At 35.5% G+C, this 20,145-nt stretch carries 19 protein-coding genes; 3 read left to right on the forward strand and 16 right to left on the reverse strand.

Features of this window, described 5'->3' with window-relative positions:
* Positions 1–9: 9 nt before the first annotated feature.
* Complete coding sequence (gene mgtE / locus ABXT44_RS05420; protein ID WP_416686239.1) at positions 10–1,365, reverse strand: magnesium transporter; 1,356 nt, start codon at positions 1,363–1,365, stop codon at positions 10–12.
* An 80-nt stretch (positions 1,366–1,445) separates the two neighbouring features.
* Positions 1,446–1,739: a ribosome hibernation-promoting factor, HPF/YfiA family gene (hpf, locus tag ABXT44_RS05425; RefSeq protein ID WP_271537573.1), complete on the reverse strand. Its 294-nt coding sequence runs from the start codon at positions 1,737–1,739 to the stop codon at positions 1,446–1,448.
* Positions 1,740–2,065: 326 nt separating this feature from the next.
* Here hpf and ABXT44_RS05430 point away from each other — a divergent pair, with 326 nt between their 5' ends.
* Positions 2,066–3,229: an aspartate aminotransferase family protein gene (locus tag ABXT44_RS05430; protein WP_416686240.1), complete on the forward strand. Its 1,164-nt coding sequence runs from the start codon at positions 2,066–2,068 to the stop codon at positions 3,227–3,229.
* Between the two features lie 8 nt (positions 3,230–3,237).
* Positions 3,238–4,140: an ornithine carbamoyltransferase gene (argF, locus tag ABXT44_RS05435; protein WP_416686241.1), complete on the forward strand. Its 903-nt coding sequence runs from the start codon at positions 3,238–3,240 to the stop codon at positions 4,138–4,140.
* Here the strand turns inward: argF and ABXT44_RS05440 are convergent.
* From ABXT44_RS05440 to ABXT44_RS05505, 14 genes are all read right to left on the reverse strand, one after another.
* Complete coding sequence (locus ABXT44_RS05440) at positions 4,137–4,829, reverse strand: epoxyqueuosine reductase QueH (protein ID WP_271537570.1); 693 nt, start codon at positions 4,827–4,829, stop codon at positions 4,137–4,139. The two genes, argF and ABXT44_RS05440, sit on opposite strands and share 4 nt — an antisense overlap.
* Complete coding sequence (locus ABXT44_RS05445) at positions 4,817–5,224, reverse strand: hypothetical protein (RefSeq protein ID WP_416686242.1); 408 nt, start codon at positions 5,222–5,224, stop codon at positions 4,817–4,819. The genes ABXT44_RS05440 and ABXT44_RS05445 overlap by 13 nt, the downstream gene beginning before the upstream one ends.
* Before the next feature lie 2 nt (positions 5,225–5,226).
* Positions 5,227–6,759: a 2-isopropylmalate synthase gene (locus ABXT44_RS05450; RefSeq protein ID WP_416686243.1), complete on the reverse strand. Its 1,533-nt coding sequence runs from the start codon at positions 6,757–6,759 to the stop codon at positions 5,227–5,229.
* A 173-nt stretch (positions 6,760–6,932) separates the two neighbouring features.
* On the reverse strand, positions 6,933–7,700 hold the full coding sequence (gene pssA / locus ABXT44_RS05455; protein ID WP_416686244.1) for a CDP-diacylglycerol--serine O-phosphatidyltransferase: 768 nt from the start codon (positions 7,698–7,700) through the stop codon (positions 6,933–6,935).
* A 37-nt stretch (positions 7,701–7,737) separates the two neighbouring features.
* On the reverse strand, positions 7,738–8,742 hold the full coding sequence (gene ilvC / locus ABXT44_RS05460) for a ketol-acid reductoisomerase (protein WP_416686245.1): 1,005 nt from the start codon (positions 8,740–8,742) through the stop codon (positions 7,738–7,740).
* 15 nt (positions 8,743–8,757) lie between these two features.
* A complete protein-coding gene (gene ilvN, locus ABXT44_RS05465; RefSeq protein ID WP_271558636.1) occupies positions 8,758–9,243 on the reverse strand; it encodes an acetolactate synthase small subunit in 486 nt (161 codons plus the stop codon).
* Positions 9,244–9,246: 3 nt separating this feature from the next.
* Positions 9,247–10,980 (reverse strand): biosynthetic-type acetolactate synthase large subunit, encoded by a 1,734-nt coding sequence (gene ilvB / locus ABXT44_RS05470; RefSeq protein ID WP_416686246.1) that lies wholly within the window; start codon positions 10,978–10,980, stop codon positions 9,247–9,249.
* A gap of 143 nt (positions 10,981–11,123) precedes the next feature.
* Positions 11,124–12,035: a UDP-3-O-acyl-N-acetylglucosamine deacetylase gene (lpxC, locus tag ABXT44_RS05475; protein ID WP_340188208.1), complete on the reverse strand. Its 912-nt coding sequence runs from the start codon at positions 12,033–12,035 to the stop codon at positions 11,124–11,126.
* A gap of 3 nt (positions 12,036–12,038) precedes the next feature.
* Positions 12,039–13,253: a cell division protein FtsA gene (gene ftsA / locus ABXT44_RS05480; RefSeq protein WP_416686247.1), complete on the reverse strand. Its 1,215-nt coding sequence runs from the start codon at positions 13,251–13,253 to the stop codon at positions 12,039–12,041.
* Between the two features lie 46 nt (positions 13,254–13,299).
* Positions 13,300–14,277, reverse strand: a complete 978-nt coding sequence (gene dusA / locus ABXT44_RS05485) for a tRNA dihydrouridine(20/20a) synthase DusA (RefSeq protein WP_416686248.1) — start codon at positions 14,275–14,277, stop codon at positions 13,300–13,302.
* Positions 14,274–14,747 carry a CinA family protein gene (locus ABXT44_RS05490; RefSeq protein ID WP_416686249.1) on the reverse strand — a complete coding sequence of 158 codons (474 nt, stop codon included), beginning with the start codon at positions 14,745–14,747 and terminating at the stop codon, positions 14,274–14,276. Before ABXT44_RS05490 ends, dusA begins: the two co-directional genes overlap by 4 nt.
* Positions 14,747–17,272, reverse strand: coding sequence for an aminopeptidase N (pepN, locus tag ABXT44_RS05495; protein ID WP_416688447.1), 2,526 nt, complete (start codon positions 17,270–17,272; stop codon positions 14,747–14,749). Before pepN ends, ABXT44_RS05490 begins: the two co-directional genes overlap by 1 nt.
* Positions 17,260–18,054, reverse strand: coding sequence for an undecaprenyl-diphosphate phosphatase (locus ABXT44_RS05500; protein WP_416686250.1), 795 nt, complete (start codon positions 18,052–18,054; stop codon positions 17,260–17,262). Before ABXT44_RS05500 ends, pepN begins: the two co-directional genes overlap by 13 nt.
* Before the next feature lie 9 nt (positions 18,055–18,063).
* Positions 18,064–19,155 (reverse strand): class I SAM-dependent methyltransferase, encoded by a 1,092-nt coding sequence (locus ABXT44_RS05505; RefSeq protein WP_416686251.1) that lies wholly within the window; start codon positions 19,153–19,155, stop codon positions 18,064–18,066.
* A gap of 86 nt (positions 19,156–19,241) precedes the next feature.
* Between ABXT44_RS05505 and ABXT44_RS05510 the strand changes: the two genes are divergently transcribed.
* Entirely contained in the window at positions 19,242–19,961 is a 720-nt protein-coding gene (locus tag ABXT44_RS05510) for a pteridine reductase (RefSeq protein ID WP_416686252.1), read from the forward strand.
* Positions 19,962–20,145: the final 184 nt, after the last annotated feature.

Raw genomic sequence — 20,145 nt, forward strand, 5'->3', positions numbered from 1 at the left:
GTGCAAAAATCAGATAAATAAAGCTGCTAACCCAAGGAAGGCTACAAATCCAATGACATCAGTAATAGTTGTGAGAATAACTCCTCCAGCCAAAGCAGGATCTATCTTTAACTTAGTAAGTGCCAAAGGTAAAAATGCACCAGAAAAAGCAGCAACAAGTAAATTGGTAATTATTGCAAGCGCTATGACTAAGCTCAGCAGTAAGTCAGAAAACCAGTAGTAAGTAATTAGGCCAATAACGATAGACCAAATTATGCCATTGAGGCCACTTACTGCAACTTCTTTGTTTATTAAAGTTTTGATGTTAGCTGAGGTTACCCTTCCCGTTGCAATTCCTCGAGTAACTATTATCAGCGTTTGAGTACCTGCAATACCGCCCATACTAGCAACTACTGGCATTAATATTGCTAAAGCAATTTTTTGCTGCAAGGTGGCTTCAAAAAGACCGATAAAGTAGACCGCAATAAATGCCGTTATTAAATTAACTCCTAGCCAGACACTTCGGCGCTTTGAGCTTTGGAAAATAGGGGCAAAGACATCCTCATCCTCGTCCAAACCAACCATGGACATCACAGAATGTTCAGCCTGATCACGAATTACATCAACCACATCATCAATTGTAATTCGCCCAACTAACTGATTATTCTCATCAATCACGGGAGCTGAAATTAAATTTCTTTGTTCAAATAGTATAGCTACTTCAGATTCATCAGTATCAGCATTAATTGGTTTTGAAGCTTCATTGTTAGTCAATGAATCGACCATTTGCTCTGGCCCTTCAGTTAACAAGGTAGTAATAAGTAAGGAGCCTAAATAATTAAAGTCTCTATCAACAACAAAAATTTGGTCAGTGTCTACTGGCATCTCTTTCAATAGCCTTAAATATCTTATTACAGCTCTTATTGTGACATCAGGTCTGACAGTTATAAAGTCAGTATTCATTAATCCACCAGCAGAGTCTTCAGGGTAGCTCAGAATTTTGTTAAGGCGCTCTCGATGTTTAAAATCGAGTGTCAATAAAAGGCTATGAACAGCTGACTCAGGTAGGTTTGGAACAATATCTGCTAAGTCATCTGTATCTAATTTTTCAGTAGCCTTAACAAGATCATCTACCAACATTTCGCCAATTAACTGGGACTGGACATCTTCATTAACCTCTTTTAAAACTTCACCCTGGATTGAAATTTCAATCCCAGGCCAAATAACTGCTCTATCTTTTGGTTGAATGGCCTCTAAAAGTCTTGCTATTTCTCCAGGATGAAGTTCTTTGATTTGATATTTTGCCTCATCATGATTTGATGCTTCTAATGAAATCATTAAATTTTGAAGGCTTACTTCGAAATTAGTAAGTTCAACTTCAGCCATATTTATAATCCAATGGTTTAGACTGCATAACAAGCTTAACTTGTTATGCAGTTATTACATCGTATTATAATTTATATAAGCTAAGCTCTGTGGTTATGTAGTTTTTCTTTATGCTTGATTATTTGAGAATCAAGCTTATTAATTAGTTGATCAATAGAAACATACATATCGCTACTTTGGGCTTTTGCAAATAAATCAGCCCCACTAACATGAATAGTTGCTTCGGCTTTTTGAAGATCTTTTTGCACTTCTAAAATCATGTTAACATTCATAACATTATCAAAGTGATGCTTTATTTTTGTGAGTTTATCACTCGTATGCTGCCTGATAGAAGATGTAATATCAAGATGATGACCAGAAAGGTTAAGTTGCATTTTTACTCCTTAGATTAATGAAATAAAATTGTGTTTCTTGCAGCCATATTGTGTCATAAATTGATCATACTATTGGACTTTTTTATCTTTTTTATTAAGCAAATTACAGAAAGTATGAGTAAAGAAATTAGGATATAATTAATCTTTTGAGTTTTACTGAATATTGAAATGTTATCTGAATCACGCCGAATAAAACCTTATATTTCTCGAAGATCTTGTCTTCAAGTTTATTTATTAATGGTGGCTAATTTGCCTTAATCTGGCAAATAACTTAGATTCAAAAGCCCCATTATGGGGCTTTTTTATTTATTAACTGGAATTTTTTTATGTCAAACTTAATGTCTAACTATTACCCACTCGAGGTTACCTTTGTAAAAGGGAGTGGCTGTTGGTTAACTGATACATCTGGATATGAATACCTTGATGCACTTTCAGGCATTGGCGTAGTGAACCTTGGCCACTCTCATCCAGCAATTACAAAGAGTATAGTCAATCAGTCAAAAAAACTACTTCACACCTCAAATGTTTACCGCATTGCAAACCAAGAAAAACTGGCAACACGCCTATGTCAACTTGCTAATATGGACAAAGCCTTCTTTTCAAACTCTGGAGCTGAAGCGAATGAAGCTGCCATTAAAATTGCTAGGCTGTATGCACGCTCTAAAAATATTCATAATCCAATTGTTTTAACTGCAAATAAAGGTTTTCATGGAAGAACAATGGCAACTCTTTCTGCAACAGGTCAAAGCAAAGTTCAAGAGGGTTTTGCTCCACTAATGAGTGAGTTTGTTCATGTTGACTTTGATGACATTGATGCTATTAATAAATACAGTAAAAATAAAGATGTAGTTGCTGTCATGCTTGAACCTGTGCAAGGAGAGGCTGGAGTTATAATTCCTCAATCAGATTACTTAAATAAAGTCCAAATACTTTGTGAACAAAATGAATGGCTCTATATTCTTGATGAAGTTCAGGCAGGAATGGGAAGAACAGGAAGGCTTTTTGCTCACCAACACAACAAAATTACTCCTGATATTCTCTGCCTTGCAAAAGGCTTAGGTAACGGCGTTCCAATTGGAGCTTGCCTAGCCAAAGGTAAAGCTGCTGAGATGCTAACTCCAGGAACTCATGGCTCAACCTTTGGAGGTAACCCACTAGTAACGGGCGTAGCTTCAAGTGTTCTTGACGTCTTTGAGAATGACTTAATTCTTGATAACGTAATGAAAATGAGTCAATATTTTGAGTCAGAATTTAAGTCCAAAATAATGAGTTATAGTGTGGTAAGGGAGCTAAGGATCAAAGGCCTGATGATTGGTATTGGACTTGATGAAAATATTATTGATTGCAGCAAACTTACTCAAAAGGCTTTAGAAGACAAGCTATTAATAAACATCACTGGTAATTCTATTAGAATGCTGCCGCCACTAATAATATCTAAAAAAGAAATTGATATCTTGATCAATAAGATTATAAAACTAATTACTATTTAGGAATAACTATGCCCAATCATTTCATCGATTTTGACCAATTCTCTCAAAATGATTTACAAGGAATTATAGATCGAGCTATCTTGCTTAAAAAAGAGCATAAATCTGGACTTATAAATGAAACCCTTAAAAACAAAACTTTAGCAATGATTTTTGATAAATCCTCTACCCGAACTAGAGTTTCATTTGAAGCAGGAATGACGCAGCTTGGTGGACAGTCACTTTTTCTCTCTGAAAAAGATATACAACTAGGAAGAGGTGAGCCAATTACTGATAGCGCTATAGTTATTAGCTCTATGGTTGATGCAATAATGCTAAGAATGTCCTCACATGAAGATATAGTTGAGTTTTCAAAGCATTCAAGTAAGCCAGTTATTAACGCTCTTTCAGACGAATCTCATCCTTGCCAAATACTTGCCGACTTAATGACTTATCAAGAACATAAAGGCTCAATCAAAGGTAAAAAAATAGCATGGATTGGTGACGGCTGCAATGTTTGTCAGACATATATGCAAGCTGCAGCAATATTTGACTTTGACCTTTCGATTGCAACTCCAGTTGGTTATGGACCATCTGATGATTTTATTGAAAAATATAAAAAAAATATCAGTTATTTTACAAATCCTAATGATGCTTGCAGAGGCGTCGACATTATTGTTACTGATGTTTGGACTAGTATGGGACAAGAATTAGAAATAAAACAGAGAGAAGCAGCGTTTAAGGGCTTTCAAGTTGATCAAAAATTGATGAATCAGGCTAAAGATGATGCAATATTTATGCACTGCCTTCCAGCCTATAGAGGCAAAGAGGTAAGTGCAGAGGTGATTGATGGAGAACAGAGTGTTGTATGGAGTGAAGCTGAAAATCGACTACATGTTCAGAAATCACTATTACTGTATCTGATTAAAGACTAATCTAGTTGAGATAGTTTTAACTTAGCTTCCTGATAGAACTTAACACCTCTTTCAATCTTTTCTCTACCCTTTGAGATTCTCCAATTATTAGTATCTCTAAGTGAATAGACGCATCCACAATACTCCTGCTGATAGAAGTTTTCTTTTTTGGATACCTCAAGCATCCTAGAAGATCCTCCTTGTTTGCGCCAATTAAAATCCCAATAGGGAACATTGTGTGGCTCAGAAGATCTGGCACCTGAGTCATTAATTTGCTTCATGTCTTTCCAGCGAGAAATTCCAAGTGTTGAAGAAATAATATCAAAATTATTTTCAGAGGCATATTTAGCTGTTTTTTGAAACCTCATATCAAAACAAGTAGAACATCTCTCTCCTCTTTCTGGCTCATTCTCTTGGCCTTTTGTTCTCGAAAACCACTCATCACGATCATAATCTGCATCAATAATTGGCATCCCAAGTTTTTTTGCAAAGCGAATATTTTCTTCTTTTCTAAGCTCATACTCCTCAAAAGGATGAATATTTGGATTATAGAAAAAAATTGTTGTCTCAATTTCTGATGCGGCCAAAGCCTCCATAATTTCTCCAGCACAAGGGGCACAGCATGAGTGCATTAATAGTCTTTTTTCACCATTAGGAGTCTCTAGCTTCGGTCTCTTATATGAGTTAAGCGAATAGTCTATTTGAGACATTGTTTAACCTTTTTTAAAATCTCCCAAGATTCACGCTTAAGAGTTGGATTCTTTAAAATATCTCTTGGGTGATGCATTAAAAAAAGAGCTGATTTATTTGACTCATAAGAAGAGCCCATTACCATTACAACCTCTGATGGATTATTTTTTATATACTCATCAATAAGGTTTTTTTTAAGTGAAACAAGCTGAGCATTCTTAATACTGAAACTGATAGATTCAAGCATTTTCATTAACAGGTTTTGACTGTCGCCTTTTGAGCAAAATGAGTCTTGAGCCCCTACTTCTACAATTAAAAGCTTTATAGGCTGCTCAGGAGATTTGTTTAACTCAATTTTTGAATAGAGAAAATCTGGAATTCCTAAAGCTTCAAGATATTTATTTCTTAACTGCATACTCAAATCTGCGGATGAGCTCTCTCAACATTTGTCATTACTTTGTTAAGAGCATTGACATATGCTTTAGCGGATGAAGTAATAATATCTGTATCAACCCCCTGTCCATTTACAATTTTCCCTTCATGCTCCAAACGAACATTGACTTCTCCAAGAGAGTCGGTTCCTTGAGTTACATTTGTTACAGAATACAATTGAAGCTTTGGATCAATATCAACTAATGAAAGTATTGCGTTAAACGTGGCATCAACTGCACCAGATGTTTTAGCTGAAGCACTTTGCTCAACACCATTTATCAACAGTGTTACATCTGCAGTATTCTCTTTCCCAGATTCAGCAGATACTTTGAGTGAAATCAAGTGAATTGTTTCAGATGACTCAGTTTGGGCATCTGAAACCAAAGCCTGAAGATCTTCATCAAAAATATCATGCTTTTTATCAGCTAAGGTTTTAAATCTAGAAAAAGCATCATTTAGCGCTTCATCGGAATCAAAATCAATACCTAATTCTGTAAGTCTAGCTTTAAAAGCATTCCGGCCAGAATGTTTCCCAAGTACTAATGAATTCTGATTCCATCCAACATCCTCTGCCCTCATGATTTCATAGGTCTCTCTATGCTTAAGGACTCCATCTTGATGAATTCCAGCTTCATGCGCAAAAGCATTAGCTCCAACAATAGCTTTGTTTGGTTGAACAACAAACCCAGTAATGGAAGATACTAATCTAGAGGCAGCAAGAATACCTGTAGCATCAATATTTGTATCTAGCCTAAATACATCCTGCCGAGTTCGAACAGCCATTACAACCTCTTCAAGAGAGGTATTCCCAGCTCTTTCTCCAAGCCCATTAATAGTGCATTCAATTTGTCTTGCGCCATTTAAAACTGCAGAAAGTGAGTTAGAAACTGCAAGACCTAAATCATTATGACAGTGTGCAGAGAAAATTGCCTTATCAGAATTTGGAATTCTCTCAATTAATTCTCTCATTGTTTCACCAAATTGATGAGGTATATTGTAACCAACTGTATCTGGAATATTAATTGTTGTTGCTCCAGCATTAATAGCTGACTCAATTATTCGGCAGAGAAAATCAATATCTGAACGACCAGCATCTTCTGGACTAAACTCAATATTATCAGTAAACTTTGTTGCTCTTTTAACAGAGCGAATTGCTTGAGTGACAACTTCATCAGGTGTCATTCTTAGCTTCATCTTCATATGAATATCAGAGGTTGCTATAAAAGTATGAATTCGAGCAGAATTTGCACCTTTAATAGATTCTCCTGCGCGATCAATATCTTTATCAAGAGCCCTTGCTAATGAACACACTGTTGAATCTTTCACGGCTTTAGCAACTGCTTGAACAGCTTCAAAGTCACCTTGAGATGCAATTGCAAAACCAGCTTCAATAACATCAACTCTCATTTTTTCTAAACTTTTAGCGATACGAACTTTTTCATCCTTGGTCATAGATGCACCAGGTGATTGTTCTCCATCTCTAAGTGTTGTATCAAAAATTATTAGTTTTTCGGACATTAATTGCTCCTTTTTATTTTACGAATTTTATCTTAAATTTTAGTGATAGACTTTCGTCTATTATGATTATTATTGCCTTACGGCAATAATCGCAACAAAGCAAAGAGCTTGCTTAGTGAAAGTAATGTGATTGAATTAAGGTTCTTAATCATAAGTGAAGATTATAAAGCAACTTAAGTTGTCTTAATCTTTTTTTTCTCAATGCGCATTTTATTAATGCCAATAATAGTAATAAATGGACCTGAGAGCAAGTATAGAAAAAATCCAGTAAATAAAACAATATTAGGCTTATAAAGAAGCACAATTAAACTAAGAACAATAGCTAAAAGAAAACGAAATGAAGCTTTCTTTGAATCCAATTCTTTAAAACTGTAATACCGAACATTACTAACCATAAGAAGTCCGCAAATAATTGTTATTACAGCGCCAAGATAGTAGCCTATATAACCTATTGAAATGACGTCCGAATCAAAGAAGGCAAATGCCCAAATTTTAAGCCATATCATTGTAGCTATTACGCCCGCAGCAGCTGGTGAAGGCAGCCCTTGAAAATAGCGCTTATCGGCAGAGCCTACTTGCGTATTAAACCTAGCAAGACGTAAAGCAGCGCAAGCTAAATAAACAAAGGCTGCAAGCCAGCCAAATCTTCCTAATCCAGAAAAACCCCATAAATAAACCAGAAGAGCTGGAGCCAAGCCAAAAGAAACAAGGTCAGCTAAAGAATCATACTCCGCGCCAAAAGCACTTTGAGTATTTGTTAACCGAGCTACTCGCCCATCTAACGTGTCCCATAACATGGCAACCATTATTGAAATTGCTGCGATTGTAAAGTCACCATTAATAGATGCAATGATAGAATAAAACCCAGCAAACAAGCCAAACGTTGTTAATACGCTTGGCAATATGTAGATTCCTCTATTTCTTGGTTTTTGTTCTGTCATTGCTAATTAAAATAAAGCTGACAATATCAAAAATTAATTAGTTTTTAGTCTGATCTACTAATTTATTTTTTGCAATCCACGGCATCATTGAGCGCAAGCTCTCACCAACAGTTTCAATTTGGTGTTTGCGCTGAACATCACGACGACCAGGCAAATCACTAACATTTTTAATAAACTCCTTAGCAAAATCACCACTTTGTATTTCACTTAAAATTTTCTTCATTTCAGCTTTTGTTTCATCAGTTACTATTCTTGGTCCTCGAGTAACATCACCATATTCAGCGGTATTTGAAATTGAGTAACGCATATTTGCAATACCACCCTCATACAATAAATCAACAATAAGCTTTAATTCATGAAGGCACTCAAAATATGCCATTTCTGGCTCATATCCAGCTTCTACAAGTGTTTCAAATCCAGCTTGGACAAGAGCAGTAGTTCCTCCACATAAAACCACTTGCTCACCAAATAAATCTGTTTCAGTTTCTTCTCTAAAACTCGTTTCGAGTATTCCAGTTCTTCCTCCACCAATTGCTGAAGCATATGAAAGAGCAATTTCTTTAGCATTACCTGTTGCATCCTGCTCAATTGCTATTAGATCTGGTATACCTCCACCTTTGACAAACTCAGAGCGAACAGTATGTCCAGGTGCTTTTGGAGCAATCATAATTACATCTAAGTCTTGTCTTGGAACAATCATATCAAAATGAATATTAAGGCCGTGTGAAAAAGCTAAAGCAACCCCCTGTCTCAAGTTAGGCTCAATATTTTTTGAATAAATACTAGCTTGAAACTCATCCGGAGCCAATAACATAATAACATCTGCCCAAGCACTCGCCTCTTCAACAGACATAACGCCTAATCCTGCCTCTTTAGCTTTAGTAGCCGAAGATGAGCCTTCTCTAAGGCCAACAACAACTTCTACACCAGAATCCTTTAGATTATTTGCTTGAGCATGGCCTTGAGAGCCATAGCCAATAACTGCAACTTTTTTACTTTGAATGATTGAAAGGTCCGCGTCTTTATCGTAATATCTATTCATTTTTTGTCCTTAAATTTAAATTAATTTTTTTCCTCTGGAAATCCCGGTGACCCCAGTCCTTGAAATTTCAATAATGCTTGAAGGATCAAAAGCATCCAAAAATGCATTAATTTTCTTTGTCTTTCCAGAAACCTCTATGGTGTAGACTTTATCTGTAACATCAACAACCTTACAGCCAAAAATTTCTACCAATTCTTTTATATTAGCGCCCTCTTTTGAGCTTGAAGAAATCTTGGCCAATAATAATTCTCGCTCCACATGATCCTGACTAGTTAAATCGCTAACCTTAACTACTTCGATTAATTTATTAAGTTGTTTAACAATTTGCTCTAAAACTCTATCGCTTCCTGAAGAAACAATGGTCATTCTAGATAAACTTGGGTCATTTGTTATTGCCACAGTAAGAGACTCAATATTAAAGCCTCGCTGAGTAAAAAGACCAGCAACTCTTGAAAGCGCTCCAGCCTCATTTTCTAGTATCACTGAAATAATATGTCTCATAAACTATACCGCGTTAAAGTCAGTTTCATCTTTTGAAACCATTTCATCTCTTCCTGCAAGCAACATATCACTATGTCCACCACCAGCAGGAATCATTGGGAATACATTCTCAGATGGATCCGTCACAATATCAAGAAAAACTGTTCGTTCTTTTTGATTAAATGCCTCAATAAGCGCAGGTTTCAAATCTTCTTCTTTTTCAACCCTTATTCCCATATGACCATAACTTTCTGCAAGCTTTACAAAGTCAGGTAAAGCATCCATATAAGACATTGCGTAACGCTTTTCATAAAAAAACTCTTGCCACTGCCTCACCATTCCGAGATAGCCATTATTAAGATTAATTATTTTTACTGGCGTCGAATATTGAAGCATTGTTGAAAGCTCTTGAAGCATCATCTGAATACTACCATCACCCGTAACGCATGCTACATCTTTATCAGGCATTGCAAGTTTAGCCCCCATAGCTGCTGGAAGCCCAAACCCCATTGTTCCTAGACCACCCGAGTTAATCCATTGCCTAGGCTCATCGAATAAATAATACTGTGCAGCCCACATCTGATGTTGTCCAACATCTGAAGTAACGATTGCTTTTCCTTTGGTAACCTCATAGAGCATTTCAATTACTGTCTGAGGTTTAATAACTCCAGGAGATTTTTTATAAGCTAAGGAGTCAACCTTTCTCCATTCTTCAATTTGAGCCCACCAACTAGAAATATCCTCAAGTTTTTTATCTTTCATCTGATCAATTAGAGCCTGAAGAACTTGCTTCGTTTGTCCCACAATTGGGATATCAGCTACAACATTCTTTGAAATTTGTGATGGATCAATATCAATATGAATAAATTTTGCAGTAGGACAAAATTTTTCTAAATTTCCTGTAATTCTATCATCGAATCGAGAACCAATAGCAACAACGCAGTCAGAGCCATGCATTGCCATATTAGCCTCATAAGTGCCATGCATCCCGAGCATTCCAAGGGACTGCTTATCAGTCATTGGATAAGTACCTAAGCCCATAAGAGTTTGAGTAATTGGGAATCCAACCATACGCGTAAATTCACGAAGTTCTTTAGAAGCATTTCCAATAATGCACCCACCACCAGCGTAAAGAATAGGCTTTTTCGAGTTAGCTAGCATTTCTGCGGCTTTTTTGATTTGGCGATCACTAGCTTTAACAGTTGGCTTATATGAACGCATCTCAATAGTTGCAGGATATTCTTCAACTTCCATCTTAGCAATGGTTATGTCTTTAGGAATATCAATTACAACAGGGCCAGGTCTTCCTGTAGTGGCAATATGAAAAGCTTTCTTAACAGTAGAAGCAATTTCACTAATGTCTCTAATAAGAAAATTGTGTTTAACACATGAGCGTGTAATTCCAGTTGCGTCAACTTCTTGGAAAGCATCCATTCCAATTAATGGTGAAGGGACTTGACCAGAAATAACAACCATCGGTATAGAGTCCATATGAGCAGTAGCAATACCTGTGACAGCATTAGTAATTCCAGGGCCTGAGGTTACCAGAACAACACCAGGCTTACCATTAGATCTTGCATAGCCATCAGCACCATGAGCAGCGCCTTGCTCATGCCTCACTAATATATGGCTAATCTTATTTTGCGCCTCTAAGGCATCATATATATGAAGTACAGCTCCGCCGGGGTAGCCAAAAACATACTCCACCTCTTCTTTCTGCAAACAATCTATAAGAATTTCAGCACCATTCAATTTCATTACTAATAACTGTAATTTAAAAGTTTTTGATTATACCCAAAGAATCAAAAGTAAAAAGACTTCGTTTTTAGCAGTTTTTGCTTTTAAGGCGCTGAAAAATGGGATTTATTATTCTAAAAAATATTAGCAATACTAGTTACAATCTATAGATCGTTTTGCCAATCTTCTGAGTAGTAATGTATTGGAGATTTGCCCTCTTCAAAAGTTTCAATTTTAAATGCATTAGGTTGAGATAATATTGCAGACAGCAACTGATCATTAAGCATATGACCAGTCTTATAACCCTCATAGTGCCCAATAACATTTCCACCAAGTAAAAAAAGATCTCCAACTATATCCAAAATTTTGTGTTTAACGAACTCATTGTGGTACCTCATACCATCTTCATTTAGAATATCATTATCTGAGAGCGCTATTGCATTATCAATGCTAGCTCCTAGTGCAAGATTTTGCTTTTGAAGCATTTCAACATCTCTTTCATAGCCAAATGTTCTTGCACGTGATATCTCTTTAAGATAAGATTGTTCGGCAAAATCTATTGTTAATTTTTGCCCACTTTCTTTTATTTTTTTATGTTCAAAATCAATCTCTAGCGATACTTTAAAGCCATGATGAGGTGAAACCTGAGCCCATGATTGTCCATTCTCTACTCTGATAGTATCTTTAATGACAATAAACCTTTTGTATGCTTCCTGCTCTTCTATACCAGCTGACTGAACTAAAAAAACAAATGGTGCTGATGACCCATCCATAATTGGTACCTCAAAAGAATCTAACTCAACTAATAGATTATCGACACCCAGGGCAGAAAGTGCTGACATTAAATGTTCAATAGTTGAAACTTTAACGCCCTGGCTTTCAAGTCCAGTAGATAAAACAACTTCATTAACAAAAGCGCTATGCGCATGAACTTGCCTCCCTCCAGCATCTAATCTTTTGAAAACTACTCCATGATCAGCCTCAGCTGGAATTAATGTTAAGTTAACAAGCTTGCCACTATGAATACCAACACCACGAGCTTTCACTATTTTTTTAATTGTTCTTTGCTTAACCATAAATCAAAATTTTCCTACAAAAACTTTTGTTAGTTTATCAATAACACTTTGGTCGGTTTTAGACGAGGCAAGCTTATTATTACTCAAATCTTCCTCGTGCAATAAGAGACCTATTGCGCCTGTATATTTATAGTCCGTGAGAATTGTTTCTAAGCCAGAAACTTTTGAGCGCTGGATTTGACCTATCTTAACTCTTTTAGAAAAAAAATCACGTACAAGTTCCAAAATAGAATTAATTTGCGCCCCGCCACCACATAAAACAAAACCAGACTTGATAATGCCATTTAAGTTATGGTGCTTTAATTCATTATTTAATAATGTAAAAATTGCTCTATATGCCTCTTCAATAACTTCTGAAAGCTCTAGACTAGAGAGATGGTGCTCTTCTTTATTTTGGGTGAAACGAATCAATTTATCTTCTTTTAGAGTTGATGATTTTGCAGACCCGTAATTCTCTTTAAGTCTTTTTGCCTCTTCAAATGAAGTGTCAAATGCGTAAGCAATTTCATGGGTAATCTCGTCCCCTCCTGAGGCTACTACTCCACTTCGAATTATTCCCTCATCCCCAAAAACCGAATAACTTGTAACTCCAGCACCAATATCAACAAGACAAACACCACTATCTTTATCCTCTTGTGAGAGAACTGCATGAGACTTAGCAATAGAATTAAGGACAATTTTTTCAGCCGCAAGGTCACTCTGCTCTAAGCAGCGCTCAATACCTCTAATACTAGAACTAGAAACAGTCACAATGTGAACTGTAGACTCCAGCACATCTGCTTCCATCTCAATAGGATTATCAACCACCAAATTTTCATTAATTGTAAATTTCTTTTTTATAATATGTAATTTTTCTTTATTGGTTGGGGTTGACTTTGCCATTGCAGACTCAAGAACAGAATCTAAATCTTTTAACGTAACAGATTCATTTATTGAAACCTTCCCCTTCCCATCAGAACATGTTAAATGAGTATCTGAAATATTAATGCGAGCCAATTCAACTTTGTAACCAAAATCTTTTTTAGTTTGCTCAATTAAATTTGTAAGTACTCTTGCAAGAGAGTCAATAGAAAATAATGAGCCTTTTTTAACTCCATCAGAGGAGCAAAAATTATGTGCAACAATTCTTAGATGGCCTGCATCTTCTATATCAGCAGCAAGAAGAGCAATCTTCTCAGTACCAATATCTATGCTTGCTACGAAATTATTTCCTGCCATATAAAATTATATAAAGAATTTTTATTAAAAAAATTTTACCAAACTATCAAACACTTTTAACCTCAGTTGAACTATTTTTTTTAAAAGCCAACCAATCATTTAAATGCTCTAGCTCTACAGTCTTACCACTTAACAATCTTCTAAACAGCTTGGCATTACTTTCGCCATGATAAAGGCCCAATATGTGACGAGTCATTGATCTTATTGGGACTCCAATTTTAATTTGCTGCTTTATGTAATTCATGTATTTTTTTAAAATTTGCTCACGGCTAAAAGAGTTTTTATTGTTGCCAAAAATCGATACATCTATTTCTCTTAATAAAAATGGATTATGGTAGACAGACCTACCAAGCATTACTCCATCTACATAATCAAGATGATTTTTAACTTCATTACAATTTTCAATGCCACCATTTATAGTTATTTTTAGTTGCGGGAAATCTTTCTTTAACTGGTAGACCCAAGGATAATTTAAAGGCGGTATAGTTCGGTTTTCTTTTGGACTTAAGCCTTGAAGCCATGCCTTACGGGCATGAATTATAAAGTGCTGACAGCCCTTGTTATGAATGCGCATTATAAAATTTGAAAGCTGCTCATAACTCTCCATATCATCAATTCCAATTCGGCTTTTAACTGTCACAGGAATATCACAATTGTCAATCATACTTTCAACGCATGAGGCAACCAAATCTGGCTCTTTCATTAAGCAAGCACCAAAACTTCCTGAAAGGACCCTATCTGATGGGCATCCAACATTTATATTAACTTCATCATAACCCCACTCTTGAGCTATGAGAGCACACTTCGCCATTTCTAAAGGGTCACTTCCTCCAAGCTGAAGTGTCAGGGGATTTTCTTCTGCATTAAAGTCAAGCAAACGGTTTTTATCGCCATTCAAAATTGCTTTTGCAGTTATCATTTCTGTGTAGAGCTGAGTGTTTTTACTGAGCAATCGATAAAAATATCTGCAATGTCTATCAGTCCAGTCCATCATTGGTGCTATAGAAACTAAAGAAGAGTTCATGAGATTATTAAAGACAGTTCAACCAAAGCAAAAGTAACACTCTGTGAAACAATATCTGATCGAGAGCCTGAAAAAAATTGAGTAGTTGTTGTTACGCTTCCATCAAAGAAAAAACCAAGACAAACCATACCAACTGGTTTTGATGCAGAGCCCCCTGAAGGACCAGCAATACCAGTTATTGAGACAGCTAAATTACTATGTGATCTTTGACCAGCCCCTTTAACCATTTCATGAGCAACTTTTTCACTTACAGCGCCATACATCTCAATAGATTCAGGACTAACTCCAAGCATATCAATTTTTGATTGATTGCTATAAGTAATAAAGCCACAATTAAAATATGAGGATGCTCCTGAAATTGAAGTCAAAGAGCTTGATAATGAGCCTCCAGTACAAGACTCAGCAACCGAAATGGTCAATCCTTTTGAAACAAGAAGATCAGATAAGTGTTTAGCCTTTAAGTAAGACATTAGTTACCCTCTTTTAAGGAAGTATGAACAATTTCATAGACATCGTCTGACAACTTTTTTTGACTTATAATTGAGTTAAGCTCATTCTTTTGAAGTGCAGAATACTTATTTGTAAATCGCCTCCAGTGATTAAAAATACCCACAAACCTTGCTGCAATTTGAGGGTTCATACCATCCAACTTAATAATTATTTCAGTTAAAAGCTGGTAGCCATCTTTACAATGAAACTGAATACTATTTCGGCTAAAAGATCCAATTACGGATCGCACTCTATTTGGATTAGTCATTGAAAATAATTCATGCTTCATAAGTTTTCTAATATCTGCAACAGAAATAATAGATGAGGCACATTGAGCGCTAAACCACTTATCCATTACCTGTACATCCGACTTATGCTGCTTATAAAATCTAGAAATAACCTCATCACGATAAGGGTTTGAGGAGTCTAATAAACACTGAAAAGCGCTAAATTGATCTGTCATACAATCTGCATTATTATATTGTGCATATGCTAAATCATACTCACCTAGCTGAGACAAATAACTTAAACATTTGTTTTTTAAAGCCCTCTCACCAACTGACTTAGAAGATAAATCAAAGACTTTTATATAGTTTAATTTTTTATATGTTTCTAGAAAAAGTGATTTAAAGTTATTTGCAATAGAGAGGCTAGATTTTTTACGTTTATGACTTACTTCTTGTACGTCAATTTGACCAACATGTTGATGAATGATTTGCTCTGCAGGTAAACTTATCATTTCAGAAAGGAGTGCAAAATCAGAATCTTTATCAAAAAGATTTTTAATCATACTAAACAATTCTTTTTCTTCAACATGCTCTGGGTTGAGGATATATTCCAGCCATAAGCTTTGAGCGTTATCCCAGCGATTAAATGGATCGCTATCATTTGATGAAAGAAAAATTTTCTCACTGAGTGAAAGATTTGAGTCAAACTTAATGGGCGCTGAAAAACCTCTAAACCAAGAAGGTGTTGGCTTACTCTTAATATTTTCAAATGAAATAGTTTTTACAAGTTCATCAATCAAGATCATTCCTGTCTCGATCTCTTTACCATCATCTGCTAATAATCCAAATTTATTTGGAATTAGAAAAGGTGTTGTTTGATTTTTTTGAGTAAAAGTAGCACTATAAATATTTAGCTCAGAGTTATACTCATCATCGACACTTACTTCAGGTGTTCCTGACTGACTGTACCAAGACATAAAATTATCAAAATTAAAATGATTAGCATCAGCCATACTTGCAACAAAATCATCTATCGTAACTGCCGTGCCATCATGACGATCAAAATAGAGAGTCATCCCTTTTTGAAAGCCCTCTTCTCCCAAAATTGTATGAATCATTCGAATGACTTCTGCACCTTTCTCATAAACCGTTGCAGTATAAAAATTATCCATTGCAATATACGACTCTGGCCTTACTGGATGAGCCATTGGTCCAGAGTCTTCAGCAAATTGCCTTGTTTTAAGCTCATTAACGTCAGTAATTCTTTGAATTGCTCTAGAACGAAGATCAGAAGAAAACTCTTGATCTCTAAAAACAGTTAGTCCTTCTTTTAGACTTAGCTGAAACCAGTCCCTACAAGTTACTCTATTTCCAGTCCAGTTATGAAAATACTCGTGGCCAATAATAGACTCAATTCTTATAAAACTAGCATCTGTTGAGGTTTCTTGATTGGCAAGAACACAGTCTGAATTAAAAATATTAAGGCCCTTATTCTCCATAGCGCCCATATTAAAATCATCAACTGCGACAATCATGTAGATATCCAGGTCATAAGAAAGGTTAAACCTCTCCTCTTCCCATTTAAATGATTTTTTAAGGGACTCCATTGCAAAAGAAGTTTTATGCATATTATGAGGCTCAACATATAGCCTTAAGTCAACCATCCTTCCCGCTGAAGTTACAAAGCTATCTTGAAGGAAATCTAATTTTCCTGCAACTAAAGCAAACAGATAACAAGGTTTTGGCGTTGGATCATGCCAAATAACCTGAGAAGTACTCTCATTGACCAAGTTTCCATTACTAAGAAGTACTGGATAATGGTCTCTGTTAGCTGTTATCTTAGTAGTAAATACGCTCAATACATCTGGCCTATCAAGATAGTATGTTATCTGCCTAAAGCCCATTGCCTCACATTGTGTGCAGAAATTTCCACTGGATTGGTACAAGCCATTCAGATCGGTTTTGCTTTCAGGATGAATTCGAACCTTCACCTCTAAAATAAAGTTATCAGGCGGATTTATTAGAAATAAGCCATCATCTTTTTGCTCATAGTTAAGACTTAAGCCTTCAATTTTTATTGATATTAACTCGAGAGACTCACCATTTAAAAAAAGTTTATCAATTTTTTTATTGCTATCCGGATTTTTATAAAAAGAAATTCGCGATGAAACAATTGTTTCATTATCGCCAAGGTCAAAATCAAGCTCTGTTGTTCTTATGAGATGAGAGCTTGGTTCATAATCTTTGCGGTAAATAGGCTGTGGCGTTAAAGTAGAAATAATAATGCTCCTAAAAGAATTCTATAAATGACGAATGGTAAAAACCCAATTCTTTCAACCAGTCGAATAAAAAAGACAATTGTGAAATATGAAGTAATTAAAGTAACTACAAATCCAATAAAAAGAAGGCTCCAATCGACTTGACTTGTGTCTTTTACCAAGTCAAAAGTTTTTAATAAAGTTGCAAGCGCAATAACAGGAATAGATAAAAGAAATGCATACTTTATTGATAGAGTTCTTGAAAGGCCAATTAGCAAAGCCGCAGAAATAGTTATGCCTGAGCGAGACGTTCCAGGAATTAACGCTAGGGCTTGAAAGCAGCCCACAATTAGGATATCAGAGCCACGAATATACTCTCTACTTTTTTGAAATTTTCGATGTAGCCAGTCTGAGAAACCTAACAGAAGTCCAAAGAACATAGTTGCAAAGGCTACTACTTGGTAACTTCTTAAATTTAACTCGATCGACTCTCTAAATAATAAACCCACAATGCCAACTGGTATTGTTCCTAAAATAATACCCCAGGCAAGCATTGACTCTCCTTGCGTTTTTCTGGTTGCAATTGAGTCATAAAAGTCCTTTGTCAAAGACACCAATGAAGAACGATAGTAAAAAATAATTGCACATAAAGTAGCAAAATGAAGAACAACATCAAAAGCTAGTCCTTGATCTGGCCAATCTAAGAATTTTGGAAGTATTACTAGATGCGCCGATGAAGATACGGGCAGAAATTCAGTAAACCCTTGTATTAAAGCTAGAGTAATTGTTTGAGTAATATCCATCTCTTGATTTTAAAGCTTATTGGTAAGATCTTGCTCTTTGAAACCATCTAATTTTACTGATTGTTTTTTAGATAAAGCCATCACTTTAAAAACCTCACCCATTGCCCCTGGTAAAACTAGTTGCTTAACCTCTTGAGCTAGTTTGACTCTAATTTCATTATCCTTTTCATCCAGTAGATACTTTTCAATACCTAAAGAAATTAAAAACATCGCTTGTGTGCAATATCCAGAAATTTCAAAACCAGCATCAACTGCACTTTCAGCAATATCTGAAAAATTAACCGATGTTGTTATATCTTGATAACCAATATTACAAAAAGGATCGTCACTTGACTCATGATTAAAAAAACACTTAAGAGTTCCGTCATTTCGCTGAGAGTGAAAATATTCAGATTTATCCATACCATAATCAATTAATAGAACTGTTCCCTCAGAAATAAAGTCATAAAGCGACTTAATCCAAGCGATAGACTGAACATTTATTTCAGTAGTGTATCCCTCTTCTATATGATCAGGAAGAGATGTTCCAGTGCTCACATAAGGCTGCGTAAATTTCTTCCATTGAAAATTCTCATTTTGAAAATCAACTCCTAATTCTACAAAACAGCCTTCAGAGAAAGTTATTCTTTTTGCAGGAATAGCATCAAGGACTTCATTAGCAATAACAACACCTTTAAAATCCTTTGGCAGCTCAGTTAGCCACTCAACCCGATTAAAGATTTCAGGCAAAACTTTTTTAATATTCTGCATCTGTTTGTTTTTAAGCTGAGCACTTAATTCAATAATATAATATTTACCAGGAAGTGAGCTTAGCCTGCCTAATTCAAAAAGAATTTGAGCGGCAAGCACTCCACTTCCAGCTCCAAACTCTAGAATGTCACCACTATCAAGAACCTGATTGCACTGCCTTGCAATCGTATAACCAAATAAGTCAGAAGTTTCGGGAGCTGTTATAAAGTCACCATAACGACCAAATAGTGTTTTATTTGATCGATAATAGCCAAACTCAGAATGGTATAGGGCAAGATTCATAAACACATCAAAACCAATGGGTTTGTTATTATCTTTAATGGTTTTAGATATAATATCTTGAAGGTTCATATTAGAAATTATTTTATACTGTGAATCAACCTTATTCCCTCAAAAACAAATTTTACTTAATCAATTTAATTAACTAATAAAAACCTATGAAAACAGCCTTAATTACTGGTGGAGCGGCTCGAATTGGAGCTCAAATAGCAAAAACACTTCACAACAATGACTTTAATATAATTATTCATTGCAATCAATCAAAAGACAAAGCTCAATTACTTTGTGATGAGCTTAACCTTTTAAAAGAAAAATCAGCCAAGGTAGTAGTTGGCAATCTTAATAATATTGACTCTATAAACACAATTATTGAATCGATAGAATCGATAGACTTATTAGTTAACAATGCATCTGTCTTTTATCCTTTATCAGTAGACGAGAGCGACTCTGAGAATTGGGATAATATATTAGATGTTAATCTTAAAGCGCCCTTCTTTCTATCAAAGGGACTAAGTCAAAAGCTCAACTCTAGCGAGGGGTCAATAATAAATATCATTGACATTCATGCAGACCGACCACTCAAAAAACATTCGGTCTACAATATTTCAAAAGCAGGCCTAAAAATGCTTACCCTAACCCTTGCTAAAGAACTTGCTCCCTCTATCAGGGTAAATGGAGTGTCACCTGGCTCGATCTTATGGCCACAAGAAGGAGCAGAAATTTCTGAGTTAGACAAAAGTATTATGCTTGAAAGAATAGCTCTTAAAAGACAAGGATCACCTCAAGATATTGCAGATACAGTGCTTTTTTTAGCAAACTCTAATTACCTAACGGGCCAAATAATTAATGTCGATGGTGGTCGTACACTCAATCAGTAAACAAATCCCCTTAGTCTTAATGTGGTATAATTTGTTTGTCGATCATTTTTTTTCGACTAACAAGAATTTTTTTACAATTATTTCAAACTAAAAAATAGAACTATTGTAACGAACTAATTTTTTTATGGGCTTATTGAAGTCACATACAAAACCTTATTTAGTAATTGATGAATTTTATTAATCA

Origin of the sequence: Candidatus Pseudothioglobus sp. Uisw_041 (genome assembly GCF_048087625.1) — a bacterium.
Taxonomy (GTDB): Bacteria; Pseudomonadota; Gammaproteobacteria; order PS1; family Pseudothioglobaceae; genus Pseudothioglobus.

Bases quoted from the DNA above. Each gene is read 5' to 3' on its own strand.
- mgtE (WP_416686239.1), bottom strand. From the start codon at position 1,365: ATGGCTGAAGTTGAACTTACTAATTTCGAAGTAAGCCTTCAAAATTTA.
- hpf (WP_271537573.1), bottom strand. From the start codon at position 1,739: ATGCAACTTAACCTTTCTGGTCATCATCTTGATATTACATCTTCTATC.
- ABXT44_RS05430 (WP_416686240.1), top strand. From the start codon at position 2,066: ATGTCAAACTTAATGTCTAACTATTACCCACTCGAGGTTACCTTTGTA.
- argF (WP_416686241.1), top strand. From the start codon at position 3,238: ATGCCCAATCATTTCATCGATTTTGACCAATTCTCTCAAAATGATTTA.
- ABXT44_RS05440 (WP_271537570.1), bottom strand. From the start codon at position 4,829: ATGTCTCAAATAGACTATTCGCTTAACTCATATAAGAGACCGAAGCTA.
- ABXT44_RS05445 (WP_416686242.1), bottom strand. From the start codon at position 5,224: ATGCAGTTAAGAAATAAATATCTTGAAGCTTTAGGAATTCCAGATTTT.
- ABXT44_RS05450 (WP_416686243.1), bottom strand. From the start codon at position 6,759: ATGTCCGAAAAACTAATAATTTTTGATACAACACTTAGAGATGGAGAA.
- pssA (WP_416686244.1), bottom strand. From the start codon at position 7,700: ATGACAGAACAAAAACCAAGAAATAGAGGAATCTACATATTGCCAAGC.
- ilvC (WP_416686245.1), bottom strand. From the start codon at position 8,742: ATGAATAGATATTACGATAAAGACGCGGACCTTTCAATCATTCAAAGT.
- ilvN (WP_271558636.1), bottom strand. From the start codon at position 9,243: ATGAGACATATTATTTCAGTGATACTAGAAAATGAGGCTGGAGCGCTT.
- ilvB (WP_416686246.1), bottom strand. From the start codon at position 10,980: ATGAAATTGAATGGTGCTGAAATTCTTATAGATTGTTTGCAGAAAGAA.
- lpxC (WP_340188208.1), bottom strand. From the start codon at position 12,035: ATGGTTAAGCAAAGAACAATTAAAAAAATAGTGAAAGCTCGTGGTGTT.
- ftsA (WP_416686247.1), bottom strand. From the start codon at position 13,253: ATGGCAGGAAATAATTTCGTAGCAAGCATAGATATTGGTACTGAGAAG.
- dusA (WP_416686248.1), bottom strand. From the start codon at position 14,277: ATGAACTCTTCTTTAGTTTCTATAGCACCAATGATGGACTGGACTGAT.
- ABXT44_RS05490 (WP_416686249.1), bottom strand. From the start codon at position 14,747: ATGTCTTACTTAAAGGCTAAACACTTATCTGATCTTCTTGTTTCAAAA.
- ABXT44_RS05500 (WP_416686250.1), bottom strand. From the start codon at position 18,054: ATGGATATTACTCAAACAATTACTCTAGCTTTAATACAAGGGTTTACT.
- ABXT44_RS05505 (WP_416686251.1), bottom strand. From the start codon at position 19,155: ATGAACCTTCAAGATATTATATCTAAAACCATTAAAGATAATAACAAA.
- ABXT44_RS05510 (WP_416686252.1), top strand. From the start codon at position 19,242: ATGAAAACAGCCTTAATTACTGGTGGAGCGGCTCGAATTGGAGCTCAA.